Below are 25,097 nucleotides of genomic sequence, written 5' to 3'. Positions count from 1 at the left end.
GCCCACCCCGGGTCCCTCACCCGTTTCGCCCCGGGACCGGCCCCGCCGCGCCTGCCCCGACCAGCAGACCCGTGGTCACCTCCGGCAGACCCTCCAGGAACTTCAGGATCTCCCTCAACCGCGCCCCGGGCGACTTGCGCGTCAACCGCGGAAACCGCCCCTCCCATTGGAGCCATTCGCCCTGCCGGCTCAACATCAACCGGCCCTCCCGCACCTCCACATGCGTGATCCCCCGCGCCGCCGCCGCCAGCCGGATCCGCACCGTCATCAACAACCACTCCACCGGCTCCGGCAACGGACCGAACCGATCCCGCAACTCCGCCGCCAGCGCCTCCAACTGCCCCCCATCCGTCACCTGCGCCAGCCGGCGGTACACCTCGATCCGATGCCGTGGCTCCGCCACATACCCATGCGGCAGATACGCCGCCGGACCGCCCCCTTCACACGCCCCGCCGGCCGCCACCTCCAAAAAATCCAGGCGCAACGCCACCTCCACCCGGCGCGGCACCGGCCGGCCCTGCAACGCCGCGATGCTCTGCTGCAACAGCTGACAGTACAGCTCGAACCCCACGGCCGTGATGTGCCCGCTCTGCTCCGGACCCAGCAGGTTCCCCGCACCCCGGATCTCCAGATCCCGCATCGCCACCTTGAACCCGCTGCCCAACGACGCATACTGCCGCATCGCGCTCATCCGCTTGCGCACCTGCATCAGCAACCGCCCGTGCCGCGGCAGCAGCAGGTACGCATACGCCTGATGCTTGTAACGCCCCACCCGCCCCCGCAGCTGATACAGATCGCTCAAACCGAACCGGTCCGCCCGGTCAATGATGATCGTGTTCGCGTTCGGAATGTCCAATCCGCTCTCGATGATCGTCGTGGACAACAGCACGTCCGCCTCGCCGTTGATGAACCGCGTCATCACCTCCTCCAGCGCCTCGGCCTTCATCTGCCCGTGCCCCACCACAATCCGCGCCCCCGGCACCAGCGTCTGCAACCGCGCCCGCATCGTCTCGATCGTGCTCACCCGGTTGTGCAGGAAATACACCTGCCCGCCCCGGTTCAACTCCCGCAAAATCGCCTGCCGGATCACCTCCTCGTCATACGGAATCACGATCGTCTCCACCGGCAGCCGATCCTGGGGCGGCGTCTGGATCAGACTCAGGTCCCGCGCCCCCATCAACGCCAGATACAACGTCCGCGGGATCGGCGTCGCGCTCAACGTCAGCACGTCCACCTGCGTCCGCAGCTGTTTCAACCGCTCCTTGTGCAGCACACCAAACCGCTGCTCCTCGTCCACCACCACCAGGCCCAGATCCCGGAACCGCACGTCCGGCTGCAACAATCGGTGCGTCCCGATCACGATGTCCACCGACCCACTGGCCAGCCCCTCCAGCACCCGGCGCTGCTCCCCGCGCGTCCGAAACCGCGACAACAACTCCACCCGCACCGGATAATCGGCCATCCGATCCCGAAACGTGTTGTAATGCTGCTGCGCCAGCACCGTCGTCGGTACCAGCACCGCCACCTGTTTGCCGTCCATCACCGCCTTGAACGCCGCCCGCAACGCCACCTCCGTCTTCCCAAAACCCACATCGCCACACACCAGCCGGTCCATCGGCCGCGGCCGTTCCATGTCCGCCTTCACCTCCGCAATCGTCCGCAACTGATCCGGCGTCTCCTCGTACGGAAAGGCCGCCTCAAACTCACGTTGCCACGGCGTGTCCGGCTTGAACGCATGCCCCGGCTGCGCCGCACGCGCCGCCGCCACCGCCAGCAACTCCGCCGCCACATCCCGAACCGCCCGCTCCGCCTTCTCACGCGCCACCCGCCACCGGTGCCCGCTCAACGTGTGCAGCGGCGGCCGCACCCGGCCCGCCCCCACGTACTTGCTCACCAGATGCGCCTCGCTCACCGGCACGTACAACCGCGGCGGCGGCTGGCCCGGCTCCTCCGGCGCATACTCCAGCACCAGACACTCCATCCCGCGCGACCCACCGGCACCCCCCTCCGGCAGCGTCTCCAAACCCAGGTACCGGCCGATCCCGTAGTTCAAATGCACCACCAGATCCCCCACCTCCCACTCCGAGAAATCGATCTCGAACACCGACCGCATCGCCGCCGCATGACGCGACTTCATCCGCCGCGGCCGCGGGATGCGCGTCCGGCCGAACACCTCCGCGTCGGACACCACCACCAACCCCGCCGCCTCACACCAGAACCCCCGCCGCAACGCACCCGCATGCACCTCCGGCCGCAACCCGTCCGCCCCCGCCTCCCCCGGCACCCACTCCCGCCACAGCTCCTCAAACCGCTCCCGCTCGCCCGCGCTCGGACAAAACACCACCACCGCCTGCCCCTGCCGCAGCCAGCGATGCATCTGCTCGAAAAACTCCCGCCGTTGCACCTCCGCCACCTCCGCCGGCGGCGGCCGCTCCGGCAACGGCCGAAACGCCTCCAGATCCTCCCAAACCCATGCACACCCGGCCCCCTCCTCATCCGCCGCCACGGCCACCCAGGCCGCTCCTTCGCCACATCGCCCTCCACCGCCGGCCACCTCGCCCCGTTCCGGCGCACCCTCGCCCATCCACACCTTCGGCCCCGCGTGCGACGCCAGTTCCCGTTCCACCTCCGACCACTCCGCCCACAGCGGGTCACCGCCCGCCCCGCCCTGCAGACACTCCCCCACCCGCAACCGCACCTCATCCGCATCGCTCCACACCACCACCGTCCCCGCCGGCCAGTGCGCCGCCGGCACGCTCAACCCCGGAACATCGCCCTCCCCCGCTGCCGCACTCCGCAATGCCCGCCGCAAAATCCCCAGCTCGCCCGCCGGCCCCAACACCACACCCCCCAGCCGCCCGCGCGAAACCTGCGTGAGCGGATCGAACACCCGCACCGACTCCACCGTGTCCCCAAAAAACTCCAGCCGCACCGGCCAGGGCTCCGTCGGCGGAAACACGTCCACAATCCCCCCGCGCAACGCCACCTCGCCCTTCTGCGTCACCTGCACCTCCGGCTCGTACCCCTGCGCCTCCAACCACTCCACCAACTCCAGCGGATCCACCCGGCCCCCACAACCCACCACCCGCAACCGCCGCTCCAGCTCCCGCGGCGCAAACGTCCGCTGCACCAGCGCCGCACCGCACGTCACGATCACCGGCGCCGGGCCCGCGCCCGACCGCACCTGCGCCAGCCGCACCAACACCTCCAGCCGTTCGCTGATCGTGTCCACATGCGGCAACCCCTCCTCCACCGGCAACAACTCCCACGCAGGAAACACCAGCACACCCGCAGGACCCACCTCGCCCCCGCCCGCATCGCCATCCGCCGGAACCTCACGCCCCTCCAAAACCCGCAGCCAGGTCTCCAAATCCTGCTGAAACCCCTCCATCCGGCGCGCATCCGGCGTCACCACCACCAGCGGCCGATCCGGAAAACAACGGTGCAACCACGCCACCAGAAACGGACGCGCCGGTTCCGCCACCCGCGGCAAACCCAACACCCCGCCCTCCTCCACACGCCGCACCAGCGCCCGTGCAGCGGGAGTGCCTTCCCACCGGGTCCAACCCGGCCTCTCTGTCCCCGCACCGACCTTCTCCACCAAAAACCTGCCGAACCTCCACCGGGTCGCCCCACCCGTCAAGTCGCCCCGGCACCAATCACCCCTCCACCAGCGCCCCCGCCAGCAGCTGCGCCATGTGCATCACCGGCACCGCCGACAAATACGCCACCTGCTGCCGGCAACTCGTCCCCGATGCCACCACCACCGTCCCGTACGGCGTGTGCACCACCTGCTCGATCAACGGCTCCGCCACGCGCAACGACAACTCGTACGTCGCCGCCATCGCACCAAACGCACCCGCCATCCCGCAACAGCCGCTCTCCAACAAACGCACCCTCCGACCCGGCAGCCGACCCGCCAACCGCGCCATCAACGGACCCCAACCCTTCACATGACAATGCGCATGCACCAACACCCAACCCCGACCCGGCTCCCACGCCACCCGATCCGGCTCCGCCTCCAACGCCCGCTCCACAAACTCCTCGAACAACACACACCGCCGCGCCACCTCCGCCGCACCCGCCAAACCCAACTGCTCGTAATCCTCCGCGAACATCGTGTAACATGACGGCTCCAAAAACACCACCGGCACACGCGGATCCTCCCCGCGCAGCAAACCCAGATTCCAACTCCCCAGCTCCCGCGCCCGGTCCAGATCCCCCTGGCTGAACGCCGGCCGGCCGCAACACCGCCGGCCCCGCACCAGCTCCACCTCGTACCCCAGCGCCTCCAACACCCGCACCGCCGCCCGTCCCACACCCGGCTCGTGATACCGCACAAACGTGTCATCCCACAGCCACACCCGGCCACGGTCCCGCGCACCTCCCCGGCGCCGCCGCGCAAACCAGCGATCGAACCGCTCCCGCGCAAACGCCGGCAACGGCCGCTCCGCCGCAATCCCGAAAAACCGTTCCATCCCCCATCGCACCCAACCCCATCGCAACACCGCATTCGCCAGCCTCGGAAACCGCGTCCCCCACTCACCCCACCGGTCCACCCGGCCCACCAACCATGCACCCGCCGGCATCCCCTCCGCACGATGCCGCGCATGCAGCAAATCCACCTTCAACAAACCCAGATTCACATTCGACGGACACTCCACCACACACCCCCGGCACCCCAGACACGTCTCCACCGCCTGCCGCAACTCCTCCGAATGCCACAAGCTCCGACCCTCCAACCCCCGCCCCTCCAACGCCGCTCGAATCAGGTTGGCCCGGCCCCGCGTCGTCAAACCCTCCCACCCCGTCACCGGATACGTCGGGCACATCACCGGCGTCGGCTTCCGGCACCCGCCACACCCGTTGCACTGCTCCAGATTCCCCACCAACGACCCGTCCCGCGGCAGATACGACAGCACCGGCTGAAACGGCAGCTTCAACTCGTACCCCGGCCCCTGCCGCAGATCCCGGTCACACGCATACCGCCCGTCCGGAATCACCTTCCCCGGATTGAACAACTGATGCGGATCAAACGACCGCTTGATCTCCCGCATCGCCTCCAGCAAATCCTCACCCAGCTGCTCCGGCATGAACTCCGTCCGCGCTATCCCCACACCATGCTCCGCCGCCAGCGACCCCCCGAAACACGCCACCAACCGCGACACCCCCTCTGCCACCTGCCGCAGCCGCCGCACATCCTCCGCCCGATGCAAATCCAGCACCGGCCGCACATGCAGCAGGCCCGAACCCGCATGCCCGTAAAACGACGCCTCCAAACCCAGCTCCCCCAACAACCCCTCCAGCGCCTCCACGTACGCCGGCAACCGCTCCGGCCGCACCGCCGCATCCTCGATGATCGTCGCCGGCTTGGCCGGCCCCTTCCGACCCGTCAGCAACGACAGACCCGCCTTCCGCAACGACCACACCAGCCCCATCTCCTCCTGCCCGCGCAACACCAGACAACCCCGGCCCAACCGCCGCTGCTCCAGCGCCGACAGCTTGTCCCCCACCGCATCCAGAAACTCCACCACCAACAACGATTCGCACCGCCGCTCATCCAACCCCAGCAGCGCCCGCGCCCGCGCAAAGGCCGGCTGACCCCGCGTCTGATCCAGCAACAACCGGTCCAGATGCTCCACCGCCGCAGGCTTCAAATCCAGCAACGCCACCGCCGCCTCCATCGCCTCCCGGCGCGACTCGAAAAACAACACCCCCAACCCCTTCTCCGAAGGCAGCGGCACCACCCGCAACACCGCACTCAACACCCCCGCCAGCGTCCCTTCACTCCCGCAAATCAACTGCGTCAAATCCCCCGGCCGCTCCAGATACCGGTCCAGCGCATACCCCGGCCACCGCTTCAACAAACCCGGCGGCATCCGCTCCCGAATCCGCAACCCGTGCAACTGCACCACATCGTCCGCCACCCGCCGCTGCACCGGCAACGTGTCCTCGCCCGGACGCAACCACCGAACCCGCCCGTCCGACAACACCACCTCCACCGCCACCACATGATCCGCTGTCGTCCCGTACCACGGCGCCCGCGCACCCGACGAATTGTTCGCAATCATCCCCCCGACCGTCGCCCGGTCACTCGTCGCCACATCCGGCCCGAAACAGAAACCGTGCGGCCGCAAAAACGCGTTCAACTGATCCAGCACCACCCCCGCCTCCACCTCCACCGTCTGCGTCTCCCGATCAAACCGCCGGATCGCCCGCAAATACCGCGAAAAATCCACCACCACACCGTCGCCCAACGCGCCCCCCGCCAGACCCGTGCCCGCCCCGCGCGGAATCACGCTCAAACCGGCCTCCTGCGCCGCCTTCACCACCGCACTGGCCTGCCGGCTGTTCCGCGGAAACGCCACCGCCGCCGGCTCGATCCGGTAGATCGAAGCATCCGTCGCGTACAACTGACGCGTCACATTGTCGAAAGCCACCTCACACGAGGTCGCCGACAACACCGCACGCTGTTGCGTCGTGGCCATTCTTTCCGCGCCTGCTGATGCCGTTTCCAGACATCCCCCGCACCCGGGCCGGAACCGCGCCCCCGCCATGCCCGCACCTGCCGCCCCCCACGCACACCGACAGACACCCCGGCCCCACGCCAGCCCACGCCCATCCCGCGCCGAACCAGCTCCGGCAACCGCCCCGCCAACGGCAGCCCCCGCACCGTCAGGACGAGGCCGAATCCTGCGGATCCGAATCGCCCGACCCCGACAGCTTCCGCACCTGCAACGGAATGCTCACCAGCGCCTCGCCGTCCATCCGGATGTCCACCGCGTACAGCCCCGGCGCCGGAAACGACACCTGCTGCATGTTGAAGATGAAATTCCGCGTGGCAAAGTGCGTCTCTTCCGGCAGGTAGATCTCGAACCCGATCTCCAACGGCGGCACGATCGGCCGCCCGTCGGCGTCCATCAGATTCAACTGCAGTCGGTGCGCCCCCTCGTCGGCCGTTGTGAACGTCAGACGCAGCGCCACGGCGCACTGGGGGTGCACCACCGGCATCCGCGGCGCGCAGATCGTGTCGAACGCCCCCAGCAGATTCAACTTGCCGCGATCGTCCGTGGCGGCATCGCACAACACGGCCACCTGCACGTTCATGGCCCGAGTCTACAACCCCGCCCCCCGCTGCACCAGCCAGAGCTCACCCCCGCGCCACTCCCCGCCGCAGGCCCACCCCGGCCCCCGCCCACGAAACTACCCCCGCACCAGGCTGATCTCCACCCGCTCCCCCAGCCCGCCGGCACACAGCCCACGCGGCCATACCTGCACCGCGCTCCCCCTATCCACCTGCAGGGTCTGCCGCCACGGACCCCGCCGCACTCCGAACCCCTCAGGCCGTCACCGGTCTCCCAAACACATCGGGGTACCTCGCCAGTTGCTCCGCCAGATCCTGATCATACCGAATCACCACTACCCGGTAACCACGCGCAACCAACTCCGACCGGATCTCGCGGTCCCTGGCCGCCTGCGCCGGCTGGTCGTGGACGGCACCGTCGCAGAAGACACAGACATTGGGCTCGTAAAAGAAATCTGGAATGCATGCCGGCACGGCGATCGGCTTCTGCGCCTCGTCGGGCAGCCGGTAACGGCCCTGGGCGAGGACCTCGAGGAAGCGCCGCTCGAGCTCCGAACGGGAGTCGGTGAGCAAGCGCAACCAGGCGAGGTGCTCCTCTCGGGAGCGGCCTTTCACACGCGGCTCCGTGCAACTTTCGGCCAAGGAAATCAGAACCTCTCGGATGCGATGCCGGTCGAGTTTCAGCGCTTCGTGCTGGTTCGCGAAGCTGAGCAGGCACTCGTAACACGCGGCGCGGCAGTCTGGGTAGAGGTCATTGCCGGCAGGGCCGAAGTGGCAGATTTCAAGTGCACGTTGAGCCACTTCTCCAAGTGCATTGGGCTCCTCCACCAGCCGCCTCAGCACACCGGCCCCGCCCTCGGTTACCTCGTAGAACAGGATCGCCTGGTGCTCGCCGGATCCGATCCGTTCCGCAGCCAGTTCACTCTCCTCGAGTTGAAAGGCTTCTTCGATGCCCCGCTTGAGCGCGTACTGCAGGGTGGTCATGAGCGCAGAGTCGTTCCGCCACTCCGATCGAAGGGGGCGCAAAAGCATAAGGTTCTGAGTGGAGGTAACCGCCAGACGTACCCGCTCCAATCGTCTTGTTCTGCCTGAGTGGCTTCGGCTGTCTTCTGCTGAGGATAAGACTTCGCCGCTTTCAAAATCCACCAGAAATCCTTTGAAGCTGGCGCCCTGCCAGCCGTGATTGAGCCGCAACACCGTCGCCGCCGGCGCGTAGGTAAGGCGCATGACTTCCCTTCCCTGCACTACGACGTCGGCCTCCTGGACACGGTAGCCTGCCCCTTCGGGGGCGAACTGGAACAACGTCTCCATCTCGTAGCCTCGGCGCCGCCGTTCTTCCTCGTCGGCGGTGATGCGACCGCGCCGGCGCATCCGCACGTTCGGCATGTCCAGTGTGGTGACGATCAGGCTGTTCTCCCCGTCGAACCGGGTTCGGCAAACCGCGCAAAGATCCAGGTGGGGTTCACAAAAAGCCCCGCAGGTACGGCACAGGCGCCGCTGGCTCTTTCGTTCGTCCAGTCCTCCGGGCGGTGCCTGAAAAGCCACCGACTCCCACAGGGCGCCCTCGTGGTAAAGGAAGTTTTGGGGTGCAAACTCCCGAATGGCGAGGAACCGCGGTCGGGCAATGAATTCCCCCTCGCCCCGTGGCACCCAGGCGCGCACGGGAAGCGCGGGGAAGTTGTAGCCGGGCAGGAAGCCTTCACTGGCGAGATAGCGATACGGGTAGAAATCCCCCTCTTCCCGCGCCACATCCACTTGAAGCAACAGGTTCAACTGGTGGCGCGCTTCATCCTGCCGTTCCCTGGCTCGCCATTGCTCCTCCCGGGTGCGTGCCCGGTCTTCCTCAGCTCGGGCAGCGTCCAGTTGCCGCCTCGCCGCCCGGTAGAGTTCCCGCCACCGGTCGAAGGCACGGTCGAACTCGCGTGGCGCTTCCTCCACAACCTGTTCGATCCAGCGGTCGCTGAACCACCCCGCCGATGCAAGGGTCCCTTGGTCTGCGGCAAGGATCTGTCGCACGCGCGCCACGATTTCAGAGCGCCCGGCTCCGCCAAGCTGGATCTGTTCAGCGGCGTTCTCCCGCAGCGGCAGCTCGTCCTGGTCAGTATCAATCACTTTCTCGATCGAGTGACCGAGCGGCAGGCGGACATGCGCCAACCACACCGCGTGGATGTGGGCACGGAGCAGCGCCTCGTTGGCGAGATCGAGCCGCGGAGGCCGCACGCTGCCGGCTACCATCTCCGCGCGACGCCGAAAGAAGTATTGGTCGTGGCTGTTGAAGGCGCCACAGTAGGTCACGATGAGACCGGGCTGACCTTGACGGCCGGCGCGACCGCTGCGCTGGGCATAGTTTGCCGGCGTGGGCGGGACGTTCCGCAGATGCACCAGATCCAGGTCCGCGATGTCCACGCCGAGTTCCATGGTGGGCGAGCACACCAGGTATGGAAGGCGGCGTCCGAGTTCAGCCTGTTTCGTGCGGTCGTGCTCATCCCAGCGGAACCGCCGCTCCCGCCGCTCTCGCTCACCGGGGGCGACCACCTGCGCGGTGTGTTCCCGGGCTTCCAGGGCGGCAAGGCTTGCTGCCGATTGCTCGTAGAGGCGCTGGAAGAACCGATTGACCGGTGGAGTTACTTCCGCGTAGCCACCCCCGGTGGCGCGACGGGAATAGAGCGGATCGGGAGGCGGGGGAGACCCGTCACCCAGGCACCAGCAAAGGCAGGACGCATCCAGCTGGTATGGCTGATGGCCGTCTATGGGAGCCAGTCGAACCAGGAGCCCATGCCTCACCAAGAGGTCAAGCAGTCGGTCCAGAACTTCCCAGTACTCGTCACCCGGCACGCCAAGTTGACCGCAGAGGAAGCGACCGATGCGGCTCCGAGCGCCGAGGCTGAAACCGTCGATCGGTCGGGATGGACGTCCCGGTCGCACGAAGCGGTTGCCGGTTCGCAGCACATCGTGGTCCGGATCCAGTCCCCAGAACTCGTTCAGATGCTGCTCCGCCCTGCGGCGCAGTTGCTGCTGAAACGTCTCCTCCAGCACCCGGGCGCGAATGGCGAGTTTGCGGCGAAACTGATCTAAGATAACCCGCAACAGGCGCTCCCGCTCTTCGGGAGCGCTTTGCGCGAACCAGGGATGAACCTTCGCCAGTTCCCCGCCTTCGCACAGCGCCTGCAATCCCCGATATTCGATGCGGAGCAGCCCCACCTGTTCCAGATTGGGATGGACAATCCGCCAGCCTCGCCGCAGGTCTTCGTACAAGCGATACTCGGTGAGCTCGGTGAAGACCTTCCACACTTCGCGTGCAGCCTCCGAGTTTGGGTCCAGTTCCACGTTCCTGGCGATGTCGGCGATCGTCAGCCCCGATGCCTGCACCACCTCGGACGCCACCTGATAGAACGTGAGCTCTCCTGCCTTTTGGAGTGCTGCATATAGAGCGGCGCGCAAGAGCGCGACGTGCACGAAATCGTTGAAGTGTCCTGCCTGCAGAGAGGCGTCCTGCCGGTTGTCGGTGAACGTAAGCACTTTATCCCGAGCAGTCCCCGTCTGGGCGGCATGCCGCAGGAGCGAGGTTGCCAGAATCGTGGTGGCGCTGGAGCGCCCTTCGCTGGAAAGCGAGGCAAGCTTGATGAACTCCCGTTCGCGTGCCGTATAAAACTCGCCGCATGCCAGACACAACGAGAACGGCTCCGGCTGCCACCACATTTTCAGCGCACCTGGGACTTCCGTCTCCGAAAACCGCCCATCTGGGCGCACCCATACCGGTTGCGGCACCCGGTCCCTCCAAGGGCGCTTGAGCCTGCCGTTCGTGTCGTACCACTCCTCGGGCAACTGGTCGGGAGACCAGTCCTGTTCACGGGACGCCAGCATGAGATATCCTGCCTGGTCTCCTTCTTCCTCGTCGGGCTCGATCCCAACCGGATGGGGGAGGAAGCGGTCTTCCCTCCGCATGACGTGGTAGTAATCCTGACCACATTGCCGGCAGAACCTGATCGGCAGAAACAATTTTCCCTCCCCCGCCAGAAGCTGACCTTCCAGAGAAAACTCCCGTTGGTTGGCTTCCTCGAGGGTTGCGTACAACGCGCGGCCCTGGCTCACGAACTGATGCAGCTTGAAGGCGAATGCCCGATTACCCTCCGGTCCGGGGAGCGAGCCGCCACGAACCAGCACCTCGCGGAGCCGTTGCTCACAGATGTCCCGATCCGCCCCGGTCGCCTCCGCAAGCCGCTCCGCCACCTCCGACAGCGGGCGCGGCACACGGCGCTTGAGGCGTCCATCAGCCTCTTGTTCGATTCCCAGTTCGTACCCCACCCAGCGCACGAGGGGATGGTGGCGAAACGCCTCAAAATCATCGGGGATCGGCGTCTGAAGTGCCGCGCGAAGTTCCTCGCTCGAGGGCATTCCCCCCTCGCTCAGGGGTGCCAGCGTCTCTTCCACCACATCATCGGGTGTGAAGGGGTGACCGAAAAACAGGCTTGCGAAGTCGGCTACCGCCTGCCGTCGTTCCAGGGAGGTGGCGTCCGGTCGGGCGATCATCGTGGCGCTGGCTCCGATGTGGACCAAGTCGGGTCCCGCACAGCGCTCCTTGAGGCGACGAACGAGCATCGCCACATCTGCCCCTTGACGCCCACGGTAGGTGTGAAGTTCGTCGAACACCAGGAAGCACAACCCAGAGGTCGCCAATGGCGAATGGCGTGATTCGGCGAATGGCGAATGGCGAATAGCGAATGGTGGTCCGGCATCATCTTCCATTCGCCATTCGCTATTCGCTATTCGCTCCAAAAAGCGCTGGTCTTCGGGCCGAACGAGCAACAGCTCCGCCATCACGTAGTTGGTCAGCAGGATCTGCGGCGGCCGGCGTCGCATCTCTTCCCGCTCCGCGTCACTGGTGTCGCCGGTGTATTTGGCAAAAGTCACTGGGAATGGCTTTCCCGTCCGCTGCTCGTACCGCTTCTTCAGGGCCACGAGCGCCTGAAACTGGGAGTTCACCAGGGCGTTCATCGGGTAGATAACCAGGGCGGCAACCCGCTCGCCGGTGTTGGGGTTGCGGATCAGGCTGTCCACGATGGGCAGAAAGTAACACAGGCTCTTGCCCGAGCCGGTGCCTGAGGTTACCACGAAACTTCGGCGTGCCAGTGCCTTCCGGATTGCCTCTTCCTGGTGGCGGTAGAGGTGGAAGGGGCGTCCGTCGCGCAGTCGGAAGACCGCTGCCGTCTCCGCTGTGATCAGCCCCTCGCGTGCAAGGTCGTCCACCGTCCCTCCGAGGGCGTAGGCGGGGCTGAGTTGCACCAATGGCTCAGGCCAGAGCTGTCCTTCCTCCGCCAGCACCCGTTCCACAAACTCCCGCGCCCGCTCGTCGGCGATCAGAAGGAACGAGCGAACGAAGTCGCGGTAATCCGCCAGCGCCCGCTCATGAAGGTCAAAAATCGTGCTCATCAGGCTTCCTCCGTTTGCGTACGCAATAGCTTGCCCGTTTGCTTCGCCTCCTGCATGGCATCGTACAGCTCCAAAATTACCCGCTTGTTGTGGCACTCGCCGGATTGGTGCAGCTCTTTATCTTTCAGCACTCGGAAGGTTTTGCCGGAGCCGTTCATGGCTCTATTCCCGTTGCTTTTTGTAACCGTTTTATCACCAGACTGATAACTACCAATTGGTCAAGTGCCTCGTAAGGGTCAATTTCGACCCAGGTTTTGTCTTTCGGTTGATGCCCTTTAGGGTTACGAAATGCCAGGAAAACACCAGTCACTAGTGACGAAAACCCTCTCTGTTCATCCAGTTGTGAAATAAAATCTGGAGATTCTTTTTTCAACTCATTTATTTTTACAGGTGGAGCTGAGAAGTTTTTGGAACCCATATCTGGTCTGCCAAGCACCTCTTTGACCAGATCGACACCTATCCTCGTGGAGTCAGATACTTGTTTCAGGTAATCTTCTAGTACCTTACAAGCTTCAAATACTGCACCAAAATAGTTACCCTTCTTGAAATCTCCTTCGGCAATCTTCTTGATTCTGGGATGTAACGGGTGATAGTCAAATAACATCATTGGATCAGGCTGGCTGGTTTGACGTATGAGAGCTTCATAGAGCATCGCTAATTCCCATTCCGATAACACACGCCTGGTATCGAATTCTTTTATCCTATCAAGCAAAGCGGTGTCGGCGATACCTTCGAATCGCGACCAATAAAGGTGTTTGTCCGTTCCTTCACCGTATCTTTCTGCCCACCACAATTGCGCAAGGACATCGGTGACATCGGCTGGCTCCGCTGAAGGAAGCCGGTTCTCCTTTCCCAGTTCTCTGAGCGCCGCGATGAACACAATCTGCCGCGCCAGCGCCCCTCTCGTTTGTGAAGCAAGAATTTGGGCACACTGCTCTCGCAGTTCATCTCGTTCCAGGGTTGAAATCCCCAACGCTATTAAGAACACCTGCTCTGGAAAACGAAAAGGGGAAAACTTCTCATCTACGTTCAGGCGCAAGCGGTCGAACATTTGCGCCGCCTTTTCAGCATAGATTGCCTCTAACTCAATACCTTGCTTCTTGCGTAGCCAGACAAGAAAAAAGAGTGGACCGATATTGCGCCGTGACTGCCAAACATCCTCTCTTTGCGTCCAGACTTCCAGACATTGAGAAAGTTCTTCAAGCAACAAAGAATGCGAGCTATTTTCGCAGACAAACGCATAGGCTAGCCAAGAGGCCACCATCGGGTCCCATTCGAGATCCAGGTCATTTTTGCGCGCAAGCAAAGCGCGTTTTACCTCATCCTTGTACTGGAATATGTTTAGAGAAACCATGCCTTATCTGCCAATCGTCCAAGTTGACCAATCGCCTGGCTCCAATTGTCAGCACCAATTTCGGCAATCATATTCGCAATCAAGCGTGAGTAATTGAGCGTTGCTGGAATGGTTTGAGCATTGAAACCGCGCCAGTTAACCGAGGAAAACTCGTAAATCTGGCGTATCAATCGGGGAAATTCGTTCACCTCCATTGTAGACCTGCGGTCAAAACCAATCTCAAATAAACGGGGAAGGCCTCTTCTGTTGCGGATTTCCTCCCCTGTTCTGAAATCCTTTTTGCGGCCATCCAGAAACAGCAGCGCATCGGTATCGGACAAGGTTACTTTGATACCGGGTCGAGGGACATAACTAGAATGCGCTGTATCGAACAAACGGTAATTGCTGTATTCATTCAGATACAAAATGGCATAACGGAGATTGCCCCCAATGATTTTCATAGCCTGCTCTGCTGCCGGGAACTCACGAAATTTGCTTGGCTTTTTACATAAATGAACTACAATCTCATCGGGCTGTCCATTGCGAGACGAGTAATCTCTACATGCCTCTACAATGACATCAGCTAATGCCTCTCGATAATCCTCCGGTTGATCCCAATAAACGGGTTTGGGGGCAATCGTAGAAAAGAACAGGTAGTCCCCATCGCTGCTAAAGAGGGTCACAAAGCCCACAACCAGCCTCTTTTGCGTATCCTGGGCGCGGCCTATGCCTAAGACCAGACTCTTTTGCTTCTGTGAAGATAACACCGTCCAAGGCGTTCCGCCAATTTTGGCATACATTTGCAGGGCAACATTTTCTAGCAGCCAAGGCAGTTGCGAGGGGTTTCCCAGTTTTTCCTGCGTGATGAACTGGCTGGGAATGCCATTCCCCAGCAAAATGGACTTGGCTTTTGCATAATAAGCCGGATTGCGCGTGGAGGCAAAGATAAGGACAATGTCTGGTGTGCTATCGCGCAACAAGTTTGGAAGCACAGCGTTTAATTGTTCCGGTGTTTCTGTGGCGATGCTACGCTCACCGCAAATCGTCAAAGGAAGTCGAAACAGTTTTTGGAAACCCGCAAAAGAGCCGTTGCCATTCTGCAAGCCGCTGACGACGGTTTGCTTTGCGCGTTGCAATCCGCTGGGGTAAACGACCACGCAGTTGACCTGGTTCTTCGCTAACGTCATCCCATCGTATGGCCCATAGTTCTGAATGCCACGACGCGGGTAGTAATCCCGCTGACTGGTTGAGGAAACGCTGAAACGCAAAGCTGGGGGGGACAGTTGTTCGCCAACAAAGTACATGCCCTACCTCCCTAAAATGACTGAGAACGGTTCGAGTTTAAGATGCGCTTGCCCGCCGCACGGCAGAGGAATGGTATGAAATTCTTGAGCGAAAGGAAGCAAATAATCGTGCATGCGAATTTGGGAAATCTGTAAGTTGAAACGATTCGTTCCGCGCAGATATTCCTCTTGAATCACCCATGCCTCATTCATCGCATTTTGACCTCGCATCTTTGGTGTGTTCAGCGGCATTCCGTTCTCATCCTGGTAAGTCCAAATCACGTCTACAACCAGGCCAAAGGACTCTACCGTCGGGTAATATGCACAGCGCAAGTCGTAGCCAGCGAAAACTTTGACCCTGCCTTGTGTCGTTGTGCCCTTTGGCTCAGGACGAAAAATCTCTGTTCTGGCTTCCACTCCCTTGAGCGACATTTTCCATCTCTGCCAAAACCCTTTTTCCAGCGCCAGGTCAATCACCCCTTGTAGCACCATATGTGCCGTAAGTGCGGGAACTTCCTGGAAAGACACAGTGGTTGGACTGAAGCCTTTGGTCGAGAGAAAGGTGTTGGCCCCTTGACCGTAGCCGTAAACATGGTCTTTGTAAGCATACACATGGACGCGCAAATTGGCCCGCTCAATTTCCTCCCTTAAAGCGCGCAGGTCTTGCGCAAGGGAACGCTGGATTTCCATCAATGTTACCGGCTCAGCAGGCAACACAGCGGGGAAGATGTTGGTGTAAATACCGGGTTGAAGTTGCACGCCAACCATTTTACTTGTTCTCCTCCGCAATCTTCTGATTCCAATCCAGCAACCGCCGCAGCAGCTCCCGCCGTGCCTCGGGCGAGACGGTGTAGCGCATCTGACCACGGTCGTTCTGGTAGAAATCATGACGCAAATCTACATCCTCCCAGCCGTAGCAGGCAAGGATGGCGCGGTCCATCTCGGTGTGCATCTCCCGCAAACGCACGATGTCCCCATCCGTACAGGCAGGGTCGTGGAAGAGGTTGTAGGTCTTGGTGAGGCCGCGGCTGCGGGCAAGCATGATCTGCCGGCGGTGCTCGTGATATTCAGCGCCCACCTGCGCCGCCCGCTGAAACGCCTCCGGCATCCCCTCTATTCGCCATTCGCTATTCGCCATTCGCTCATACTCCTCTGGCGGAAACGGAAAGGTGTCAAAGCAGTCGGTGGGTGTGTAGCGAACGTCGGTGCGCAGGCTGGACGCTTGCTTGCGAAGCCACACCTCGTGGACGCCGGATTGCAGCAGGGCGAAGTGGTAATCGTCGTCGAAGGCGAAGACGATGAGCATGTGCGAATAGACCCAATCCTTCGGTACAAACGACACCATGTGCAGTTGGCTAACCTCGGCTCGCACCAGCACCCGGCGCAGGTGGGCGATGGCGCGGCGCATGCCGGCCCGGTAAGCGCCGAACTGCCACCAGTATTGCCGATTACGGGCGTCGCCCGGTCCCCGCAGGCGCTCGCGCTCGGGTTTCACCCGCTCCTCTACGATGCGCAAGAGGTCGGGATACTGCTTGGCGCGTTCCAGGCTCCAGTCGTGGAAGCAGATCACATAGCGGCTGGGCTTTTGCTCCGGATGGCTGTTGAGGTCCTCGCCGTTGAGATAGGGGAAGAGGCAGTCGGCGTTGCGGGGGTCTTTCGCCAGCAGCGCTTTGGCTTCGTCGGGGTCGAGAACGAAGCCGATGCCGCGCACGATGTCGCCCTGAAACGCCTTCGCCTCGTTTTGCGGCAGGCGTTTGGGTTCGCCCTCAGGCTCGGGGTCGAGGCGGGAGGAGATGAAGGGGACGGGATGGCCATCGAGGATCGGCGAGTGGCGAGTAGCGAGTGGCGAGTGGTGGGGTTTGTGGATGGCAACGAGGTTCACTTCCACATTGGCGGCGCCGGGCCACTTGATGAAGCGGCGGGCAAAGGTGATGACGCCGCCCTGGCGGAGGATAACTGCGAGGCCGCTTTCGCGGGTGTCGCCTTGCCCAATGGTGTTGGTGGCGACCATCCCCATGCGCCCGCCCGGCTTGAGGAGACCAAAGACACGGCGATAGAACGCTGCACAGAGGTCGGCCGTCCCGCCGTAAGGAGCGTACTCTACTTCCAGCCAGCGGCGGTATTTGTCGCCGAAGTTGCCGCTGATTTTCAGCCCGCCCATGAAGGGCGGATTGCCGAGCACCACATCGAAGCCGCCCTCGGCAAACACTTCGGGGAACTCGAGCGGCCAGTGGAAGAAGCGGTGCTCGGCGGCGAGCGCTTCGGCGTGGGCGACGGCCTGGGGATCGGAACGGCCCGCGAGATGGTCGGTGACGACCTGCGTGGTAATGCCCTTTTCCATTCGCCATTCGCTATTCGCCATTCGCTGAAAAAACGCTGCGGTCCAGAGGTTGCACGCCTGGAGTTGGCGCAAGGCAAGCGGCGAGCAGCGAGCCGAGTCGAAGCGACGCTGCTTTTCTTTGACGTGCGCGGGGGTGTCATCGGGAATGTTCTCCAGTGCGGCGTACTCGGTGGCAAGCTCTGCGACCGCGCTGCCAAAGTCGAACGACATCGAAAGTTGCCCAGTCTCCAGGTCGCGCCGTTCGCTGCGATTGCGTTTTTTCAGCTGATTTGCAACCGTTTTGTCGTCGCCGCTTGCGGGCGTGAAGGCTTCGTCAGGGATGCCCTTTTCCAATACCTTGAGGTCGAAGACGCCGACCAATGAATCGCCGCAGCGGATGCGGTGGTCGAGGAAGGTGAGCGGTTTGCCTGCGCAGTGGGCCTCGAGCCACAGGGCCACGCGGCAGAGCTCCACCGCTAAGGGGTTTTTGTCCACACCGTAGATGCAGTGAGCAACCACATCGCGGATCGCCTCGCGCACCTGCTCCGGGGCGGGCTCGTCCTCGCCGGTGCGGATCCTCGCGAGTTCTTTCCCCAGCCTGCGGGCGGCGGCGAGCAGGAAGTGGCCCGAGCCAGCCGCCGGATCGCAGACGCGGATGGAGAGAATCGCCCGTTCTTTTTCCTCTGACGTGCGAGCAGCTTTGAGTCGCTCTTCGATGACGGGTTCCAGCGCTGAGCGAATCAGTTCCGCTACCAGCTCCGGCGGCGTGTAGTAGGAGCCTGTGGACTTGCGCTCCGAGCCAGGAGCGAGCGCGAACCTGGGGACGGTGCCAGAGGTATCCACCTGCGGGTGGTATTCGAGGAGGCTCTCGTACACCGAACCGAGTTCCTCCACGTCGAGGGCGGCGTAGTTGACGCGGCGGGGCGGCTGGGAGGGGCTTTCGCGGTAATACGCCAGGTGCCAGAAAGCTTCCAGCAGATCCCGGTTGGTGATCGTGCAGTTGTCGAGCGCAATCGGCTCAAAGAGTTCGCCGTTGAGCGGCGCCGCGCCCAGCAACCTGGCAAGTTTCTCGTCAGAGAGCACTTTCCAGAGGACGCGCAGGCTGCACCAGAGGTCGTCGTGCTCGGTGTAGGCGCTGCGGCGGTCGAGCAGGCGCCTGAGGCGAGCGATGCCGTAGTGCTCGCGGTAGAGCGGATCGGCACTGATGAGCCCACGATCCTCCGAAACGAGGAGGAACAGGAAACGATAGACCAGGCGCAGGAGCTGTCGGTAGAACTCTTCCGGGGCGAGTGGGGAAATAACCAGTGGGGAGTGACGAGTGTCGAGTGGTTGTTCCTCCTGACCACTCGCTGCTCGCTGCTCGCTACTCGCCAAACGGGTTCGCAGCCCCCCATTGTCCGGATGTGCCAGGAATCCGTTCGCCAAGCGCTTGATGCACTCCTCCACGCCGTCGCGCAGGTGCTCGCGCACGCGCCCGCCCTGCTCGAGCGCGTGCTGGTGGTACTGCTCGAGGAGACAGTCCCGGGCATCGGCTGCAGTGCGCGGCAGGCGCGTGCGGTGCAGGAGGCGGTAGAGAACGGCAAAGTCGTTGAAGCGCTGCTCCTCGAAAATCTGACGGAGGTCGAATTCCACGTACGCCTGGCGGCGGATGTAGGTCGAGTCGCGCAGGAGTCGCAGCGTGAGCCCGTTGGTGACGATGCCCCAGAGATGCTCGCTGCGGTTCAGGAACTCCTGCAGGAGCGAGTGAGGCGCCAGCCGGGGCCGCCCGCTGGGCGCCACGCGCCCCAACTCTTGCCGTGCGCCGACGATGTGCACGGGCGGGGCGTCTTCAGCCTCCCCTGCCCGGTGGGAGATGGCAAAGGTGGCGCTATCCACCTGGTAGGCGCGCGGGTTGTATCGGACCTCGTAGCCCAGCAGACTCAGGAACGGAATCATCCACGCATCGCGCGTGACTGAGGTGCCCGGGTCCCCCTCCAGCAAACGCTCCAGCCGGCGCTTGAACACCTCCCACTGGGCGCGCGCATCGGCAAAGACGCTGGCAATCTCGTCAGTGAGCGTTCGCCGCCCATCCAGTCCGAAGTCGGATGGCCTCTGCCCCGGAAGCTCCCCGGCGAGGATTTGGTCCGGGGTGTCCGGACCGAGTAAACCGCCTTCAACGCGAATTCCGGGAAACGCGCTCATGGCTGCACCACCGGTTGCAACACCAGAATTCCCAGGAGATCCGGCGGGAACTGCGGCTTGACCTCGAGCCCGCGCACCTTGAGCGCCACGGTCTGGCGGATGCGCTTGTGCGATTTTTCCAGTTCCGAAGCCCGCTCTTCGATCTTCCTCGTGATCCCCGCCAGAATCCCATCCCCTCCACTCGCCACCCGCCCTTCGCTACTTGCCCTTCCCCACTCGCCCAAGGCTTCCAGGCCGCGTTTCACCAACTCTCGCTTCTCCGCCATCGGGATGTTGGCATCGGGCTTTGCCTCCGCGAGCAGCCGCAGCGCCTCGTTGCCCTCGAGCCACTCCACCTCGTTTTTCCCACGGTCGCGATACCCCACCACGAGCACCTCTTCGGAAAGCAGCGGTCTCCTCTGGGGCTGTTCGACCAGGTACCGCACGCGCAGCAGAAGGATCGTTGTAAGAGCTGCCACTGCACGTGTGCGGATCACCCCACAGCGACTGACTCTCTTGTCACTACTCGCCGCTCGCCACCCGCTACTCGCTCCCCGCAGCGCTTCCTCGAAAAGGAACCGCGCCAACGTGGCCACAAGGCGGTGATTGCGCCCCACATACTCGGCACCTTCGGGTGTGGGCGAGTCGAAGCTGATAAGCCAGTGGGAGGGCGAATGGCGAATAGCGAATGGCGAATGGGGAGACAGGGCAAGGCGGATGGGTTCGGGAACGGTCGCCAACGCTTCCGGTGATATGGCCACGCGAAACACGCCGGCACGGCGATCCTTCGTGATCGACAAGCCCACGCGCTGGGCGACCGCAAGCACGAACTCACGCACGGCGGCCGGGTCGCCGAGGACCGCGTCGGTCGCCTCGAGTTCACGTTGGACTTCCTCGGGCTTGAGCGCCCGCTGGGCAAAGCGGGTGCGGTTGATGCGCTCGCGTTCTGCATCCCGTTCCCACCGCTTGTGGAGTTCGGCCACCTCCGGGACCCCGAGGTCCAGGACCAGCTGCTGCGCGTCCCGCCGGTGCCGCGTGCGAAGGAAGAGCGCTTCGAGCACGGCCTGGAAGACGCTTTCGCTTTCCTCGGGCACGGGCACGTGCGTACCCAAGGTGCGGTGGATCTCCCGCGCCTTGTCGAGAAGAACCTCAATCACCACGCCGTCCACGGGGTTGTCCCGCCCGAAAAACCGCACCGCCTTGACCCGTTTGGCGCGCTGGCCGTAGCGGTCCACGCGCCCTTCGCGCTGCTCGAGGCGGTTCGGGTTCCAAGGGAGGTCGTAGTGGACGACCGCCGTGAACTTTTCTTGCAGATTCACCCCTTCGGAGAGGCAGTCGGTCGCCACCAGCACCCGCGGACGCTCGGTGTCGATCTCCTCGATCTTGGCTTGACGCTCGTCATCGCCAAGGCGCCCGGTCACACAGACCACTTGCGTGTCATCGGACAGAGCTCGTCGTAAATGCTCGGCTACATATTCTGCCGTGGCGATGTAACGGCACCAGAGGATCGGGTGGAAGCCTTCTTTGAGGAGTCGTTGCACGAGTTCCGTGGCCCGGGCGAGTTTGGTGTCGTGCGCCGGCCCATGAAGGTCAACAGCTAGCCGTGCGAGATCGCGCAGCCGACGGGTTTCGGCCTCAGCGAGGGTAACCTCGGCGGCTTCGACCGGCGGCGTGGGTGATTCGTCCTCGGTGCGATCGTCCGCCGCCTCGAACACGAAGGGGCGAAACGCGGCTTCGTCTTCCCCCTCCAACGCCACTTCGCCCTGCCGTTTGGCGAGTGCTGCGGTTGCCGCCGCCGGGCTCGACATCACGCAACGCAACAGAGCCAGCGCGCCCCAGTAGCGCACGCGCCGCTTGCGCTCCTCGAGCCGCTTGCCGGTCTCGACGATCTCGGAGCAAAACTCGTAGGTGCGCTCGAAAAGTTGACGGTAGCGGGGCGACAGTTCATAGGTCTCATCCTCCGGTTCGCGTTGCGGAAAGACGCTGCCCGCCTCCCAGCCTTGTTCGATATCCCGCCGCGTCCGCTGGACGAAGTGGCGGGCGAGCTCGATGCGCTGCTCTTCGTTCAGGTCCGCGATGTTCCAGTTTGCAAACTCAGGTCGCAGCAGACCAAGAAGGGAGCGGAACGCCTCTTCGATTCCCGAGTGCGGTGTGGCCGTCAGCAAAATCAAGTGCCGTTCTGGTCGTTTTGCCACCTCGCGCAAGAGCGCGTGGCGCTCCTGCTGGTTGCGTCCTTGAGCGGCTGCGGCGCCGTGCGCCTCGTCTACGATCACGAGCTCGGGACAAAACTGGAGAAACTGGTGACGGTTGCGGTCGGTCTTGATGAAGTCAATGCTGGCCACCTGGACCGGGAAGTGTTCGTAGATGCTTTTGCCGGGTGGGACCTGACGCTCCAGTTGGCTCACGGTGCCGGAGCGAATGACTACCGGCTCCAGGTTGAACTTCTCGGCCAGCTCCTTCGCCCACTGCTCGCACAGGTACGGAGGGCAGAGCACACAAAAACGGCGGATCTCGCCCCGATCGAGAAGCTCCCGGGCGATCAGTAGAGCCTCGATTGTCTTACCCACACCCACATCATCCGCGATGAAAAGGCGCACCGGGTCGAGCCTGAGCGCCATGAGCAGCGGCACAAACTGATAGGTGCGCGGGCGAATCGAGATGCGGCCGAGCGAGCGGAACGGGGTGGCTGCCTCGCGCAGCGTCAAACGCGCAGCTTGCCAGAGCAAATGCGCACCGGCGGCATCGGCAATGTCGTCTGGTGTGGGCAGGGGAAACGACGCCGGCGTGACGCGCTCGAAGGGCAGCTCGTAGCCGACGACACTCGCCAGGCGCCGGTGGACCTTGACGACGTCGTCAGTCGTACCGGTGAGGGGCCGGAGCACGAAGACCTCGTCGGTGTCTGCCGGCAGCAGGACCCATTCGCGGTTGCGGCAGCGGACGATTGATCCGGGAATCATGGAAACACCTTCTTCGTGTCGTTCTCCAAGCGGGGCACATAGCGCCCTCCACCGATGCGGGTACGAACCCCGTCCCCCGACTGCTCTCGATGGTCGCTCGAAAGGCGAACATCACCCCTCGCAACCCAGCGAGGGGTCGCCGTGCCCACCCACTGTGACGATGTCTGATATGAAGCCGATGGATCTTCTGGTCCCGCACACACATTTGCCGTATGGACATCCTCTCTCGGCGACAAGCTCTGCGACGCCCCGCGATCGGTTTTTGCAGACTTCCTCTCAGCGATCAGCCGCACCAGCGGCACGTCCTCCAGCCACTCGTCGATCACGTCGTAGACCCGGTCGGACCCCATCTGCTCCCGCATGACGTCCAGCTTCGAGAGAACCTTCTGCAGAACCGCCCCCTCGCGTGTGTTTTGGGCGACCAAATTGTAGACCCAGACGTCGCCGGCTTGACCGTACCGATGAATGCGCCCCATCCGCTGTTCGAGCCGGTTCGGGTTCCACGGGATGTCCCAGTTGATGAGGTAGCGGCAGAACTGGAGGTTGATGCCTTCGCCAGCAGCGTCCGTGGCGACCATGATCTTGGCCCGTGTCCTGAACTGTCGCTGGGCCTGCTTGCGGGATTCAACATCCATGCCGCCGTGGATCGTGGCCACCGTGTATCCCTTCGCCTCGAGCCGCCTGGCCAGGCTCTCGAGCGTGTCGCGGTGCTCCGTGAAGATCAGGAGCTTTTCGTCCTCGTCCCGGATGACGTCGGAGGAGTCGAGCACGGCGAGCAGTTCGGCGAACTTCGCTTCCGTGTGGTGCTCGAGACTCTTTGCCAGGCGAAAGAGGCGCTCGACTTCGTCCCGTTCCTCCTCGATCTTGTCCGGGTCATCCGTCAGGACTTGACGGAAGATCCGCTGATCGATCCGCTCGCGTTCTTCTTCGGTCAGGTCCTCGTATTCCGTGATGTCCTGCGGATCGCTGGGATCGGGGGTCCCCCGCAAGAGCCTCTTCTTCTCCGCGTCCGATCGGCTGGGATCCCGCAGGATGGACAGGACCTCCTCGAGGGCGCGCAGCCGGTTTTCCAGTGTCCGCGTGATCGCATAGAGGCTCGAGGCCAGCCGGCGCTGCATGACCATGAGGGTCAGCTCGACGTTCCGATTCTTCTTCGCCCTGGCCTCCTTGCGCATCGAGCGGACGTAGCGCGTCACCTCGTCGTAGAGGATCTTCTCCTCTGGAGTGAGGTCGTAGCCGATGGTCTTGGTGTGCCGGGGCTTGAAGAGGGGTTGCCCGTCCCAGTCGACCATCTCCTCTTTCAGGCGGCGCAGGAAGAATCGGTTGCGCGCCTTCGTGATCGGTCGCTCGTCCTCGAAGTCCTCCTCGTCCGCAGCCCCGTAAGGCGCGGCCTGCTCGCGGACACGGTCAGCCACGTGTTCATCCTTCTGGAAGAGGTCCTCGTCGAGGAGCAGGAGCAGGCGGCGGAACGTGTCCTTCCGTCCCCGGTGGGGAGTTGCCGTGAGGAAGAGGAGATGATCGGTCTGGCGGGCGAGCGCCTTCACCGCCTTGTACCGCTCGCTTTCCTCGAGCTTGGTGCCGTACTCGTAGGCCGAGAGCTTGTGGGCCTCGTCGACCACCACGAGGTCCCACTGGGTTTCCGACGCAGCCTTGAGACAGCCCTCATTGCGCGCCAGGAAATCGATGGACGTGACGAAGATGCCCTCTTCGTAGCGGGAGAACTGGCCGGGCTCGGCTTCGAAGGACGCTCGGTTCACGAGCCGCGCGTGGAGGCCGAACTTCTCCTGGAGTTCCTCTTCTGCCCACTGCTTCGTCAGGCCGCCCGGTGTGATTACGAGGATCTTCTGAATCACTCCCCGGAAGAGCAGCTCTTTGATGAGGAGGCCGGTCATGATGGTCTTACCGGCCCCCGTGTCATCGGCGAGCAGGAACCGGATTCGCGGCAGGGGGAGGAGGTAGCGATAGACCGCTTCCACCTGGTGAGGAAGCGGATCAACGATGCTGGAGTTGACCGCGAAGAGCGGGTCGAACTGGTGCGCGATGCGGATGCGCTCGGCCTCCGCGCCGAGGAGAAAAAGCTGAGCATCGCCATCGAAGGTGTGCTGTTGGCCCCGCACCTTGACGAGGCCGGCCAGCTCCTCGGCGGCGAGGGGCCGCTTCACCAGCCGATGGGACTGGAGCCCGACGCCTTCGACCAGTGTCTTGTTGCCGAAGGGGGCCACACGCCGGATCTCGACCAGCTCGGAGGGTTCCAAACCCGCGACCACGTCGCCCGGGGCCAAGTTGTTGTCGCCGTTGCAGGGGGACATGGGCTCGTTCCCTCTCATGCCAGCCAACCCTGTTGCTGTACGCGAAGGACATCCGCATCGTCCCCGGGATGGGCGCCAGATTCCAGACGCCGGTCCTCGCGCGCCCCTTGCCTGCCCCCGCCCTTCAGGCCGAACAGCGGAAGGGCGAGTAGGTCGTCCGCTTTGAGGTCCGGGAAGCGGTCGTTCAAGAGCGACGCGCCCTGATCCAGTTCCGCCTTCGG

General features: G+C 63.3%; 11 protein-coding genes. All 11 read right to left on the bottom strand.

Annotated features, from left to right (window positions below; all coding sequences use genetic code 11):
- Positions 1–16 precede the first annotated feature (16 nt).
- Complete coding sequence (gene mfd, locus ACPDIX_RS03145; RefSeq protein WP_423430463.1) at positions 17–3,601, bottom strand: transcription-repair coupling factor; 3,585 nt, start codon at positions 3,599–3,601, stop codon at positions 17–19.
- Between the two features lie 58 nt (positions 3,602–3,659).
- The gene (locus ACPDIX_RS03140) at positions 3,660–6,488 is read right to left on the bottom strand and encodes an FAD-binding and (Fe-S)-binding domain-containing protein (protein WP_423430321.1); all 2,829 of its coding nucleotides are present in this window, start codon (positions 6,486–6,488) and stop codon (positions 3,660–3,662) included.
- Positions 6,489–6,675: 187 nt separating this feature from the next.
- A complete protein-coding gene (locus ACPDIX_RS03135; RefSeq protein ID WP_423430320.1) occupies positions 6,676–7,107 on the bottom strand; it encodes a DUF6941 family protein in 432 nt (143 codons plus the stop codon).
- 232 nt (positions 7,108–7,339) lie between these two features.
- On the bottom strand, positions 7,340–12,514 hold the full coding sequence (locus tag ACPDIX_RS03130) for a DEAD/DEAH box helicase (protein WP_423430319.1): 5,175 nt from the start codon (positions 12,512–12,514) through the stop codon (positions 7,340–7,342).
- The gene (locus tag ACPDIX_RS03125; protein ID WP_423430318.1) at positions 12,514–12,672 is read right to left on the bottom strand and encodes a hypothetical protein; all 159 of its coding nucleotides are present in this window, start codon (positions 12,670–12,672) and stop codon (positions 12,514–12,516) included. Before ACPDIX_RS03125 ends, ACPDIX_RS03130 begins: the two co-directional genes overlap by 1 nt.
- A complete protein-coding gene (locus ACPDIX_RS03120; protein ID WP_423430317.1) occupies positions 12,669–13,868 on the bottom strand; it encodes a TIGR02391 family protein in 1,200 nt (399 codons plus the stop codon). The genes ACPDIX_RS03125 and ACPDIX_RS03120 overlap by 4 nt, the downstream gene beginning before the upstream one ends.
- Positions 13,856–15,151: a Piwi domain-containing protein gene (locus ACPDIX_RS03115; RefSeq protein WP_423430316.1), complete on the bottom strand. Its 1,296-nt coding sequence runs from the start codon at positions 15,149–15,151 to the stop codon at positions 13,856–13,858. Before ACPDIX_RS03115 ends, ACPDIX_RS03120 begins: the two co-directional genes overlap by 13 nt.
- A gap of 3 nt (positions 15,152–15,154) precedes the next feature.
- Positions 15,155–15,898: a hypothetical protein gene (locus tag ACPDIX_RS03110; protein WP_423430315.1), complete on the bottom strand. Its 744-nt coding sequence runs from the start codon at positions 15,896–15,898 to the stop codon at positions 15,155–15,157.
- Between the two features lies 1 nt (position 15,899).
- Entirely contained in the window at positions 15,900–19,631 is a 3,732-nt protein-coding gene (locus ACPDIX_RS03105) for an Eco57I restriction-modification methylase domain-containing protein (protein ID WP_423430314.1), read from the bottom strand.
- Entirely contained in the window at positions 19,628–22,567 is a 2,940-nt protein-coding gene (locus ACPDIX_RS03100; RefSeq protein WP_423430313.1) for a helicase-related protein, read from the bottom strand. The genes ACPDIX_RS03105 and ACPDIX_RS03100 overlap by 4 nt, the downstream gene beginning before the upstream one ends.
- Positions 22,564–24,894 carry a helicase-related protein gene (locus ACPDIX_RS03095; RefSeq protein ID WP_423430312.1) on the bottom strand — a complete coding sequence of 777 codons (2,331 nt, stop codon included), beginning with the start codon at positions 24,892–24,894 and terminating at the stop codon, positions 22,564–22,566. The genes ACPDIX_RS03100 and ACPDIX_RS03095 overlap by 4 nt, the downstream gene beginning before the upstream one ends.
- Positions 24,895–25,097: the final 203 nt, after the last annotated feature.

The organism is Limisphaera sp. 4302-co, assembly GCF_049537155.1.
Classification (GTDB): domain Bacteria; phylum Verrucomicrobiota; class Verrucomicrobiia; order Limisphaerales; family Limisphaeraceae; genus Limisphaera.
The sequence above is the reverse complement of the archived record's forward strand: the minus strand, read 5'-3'. Positions and strand labels throughout refer to the sequence as shown.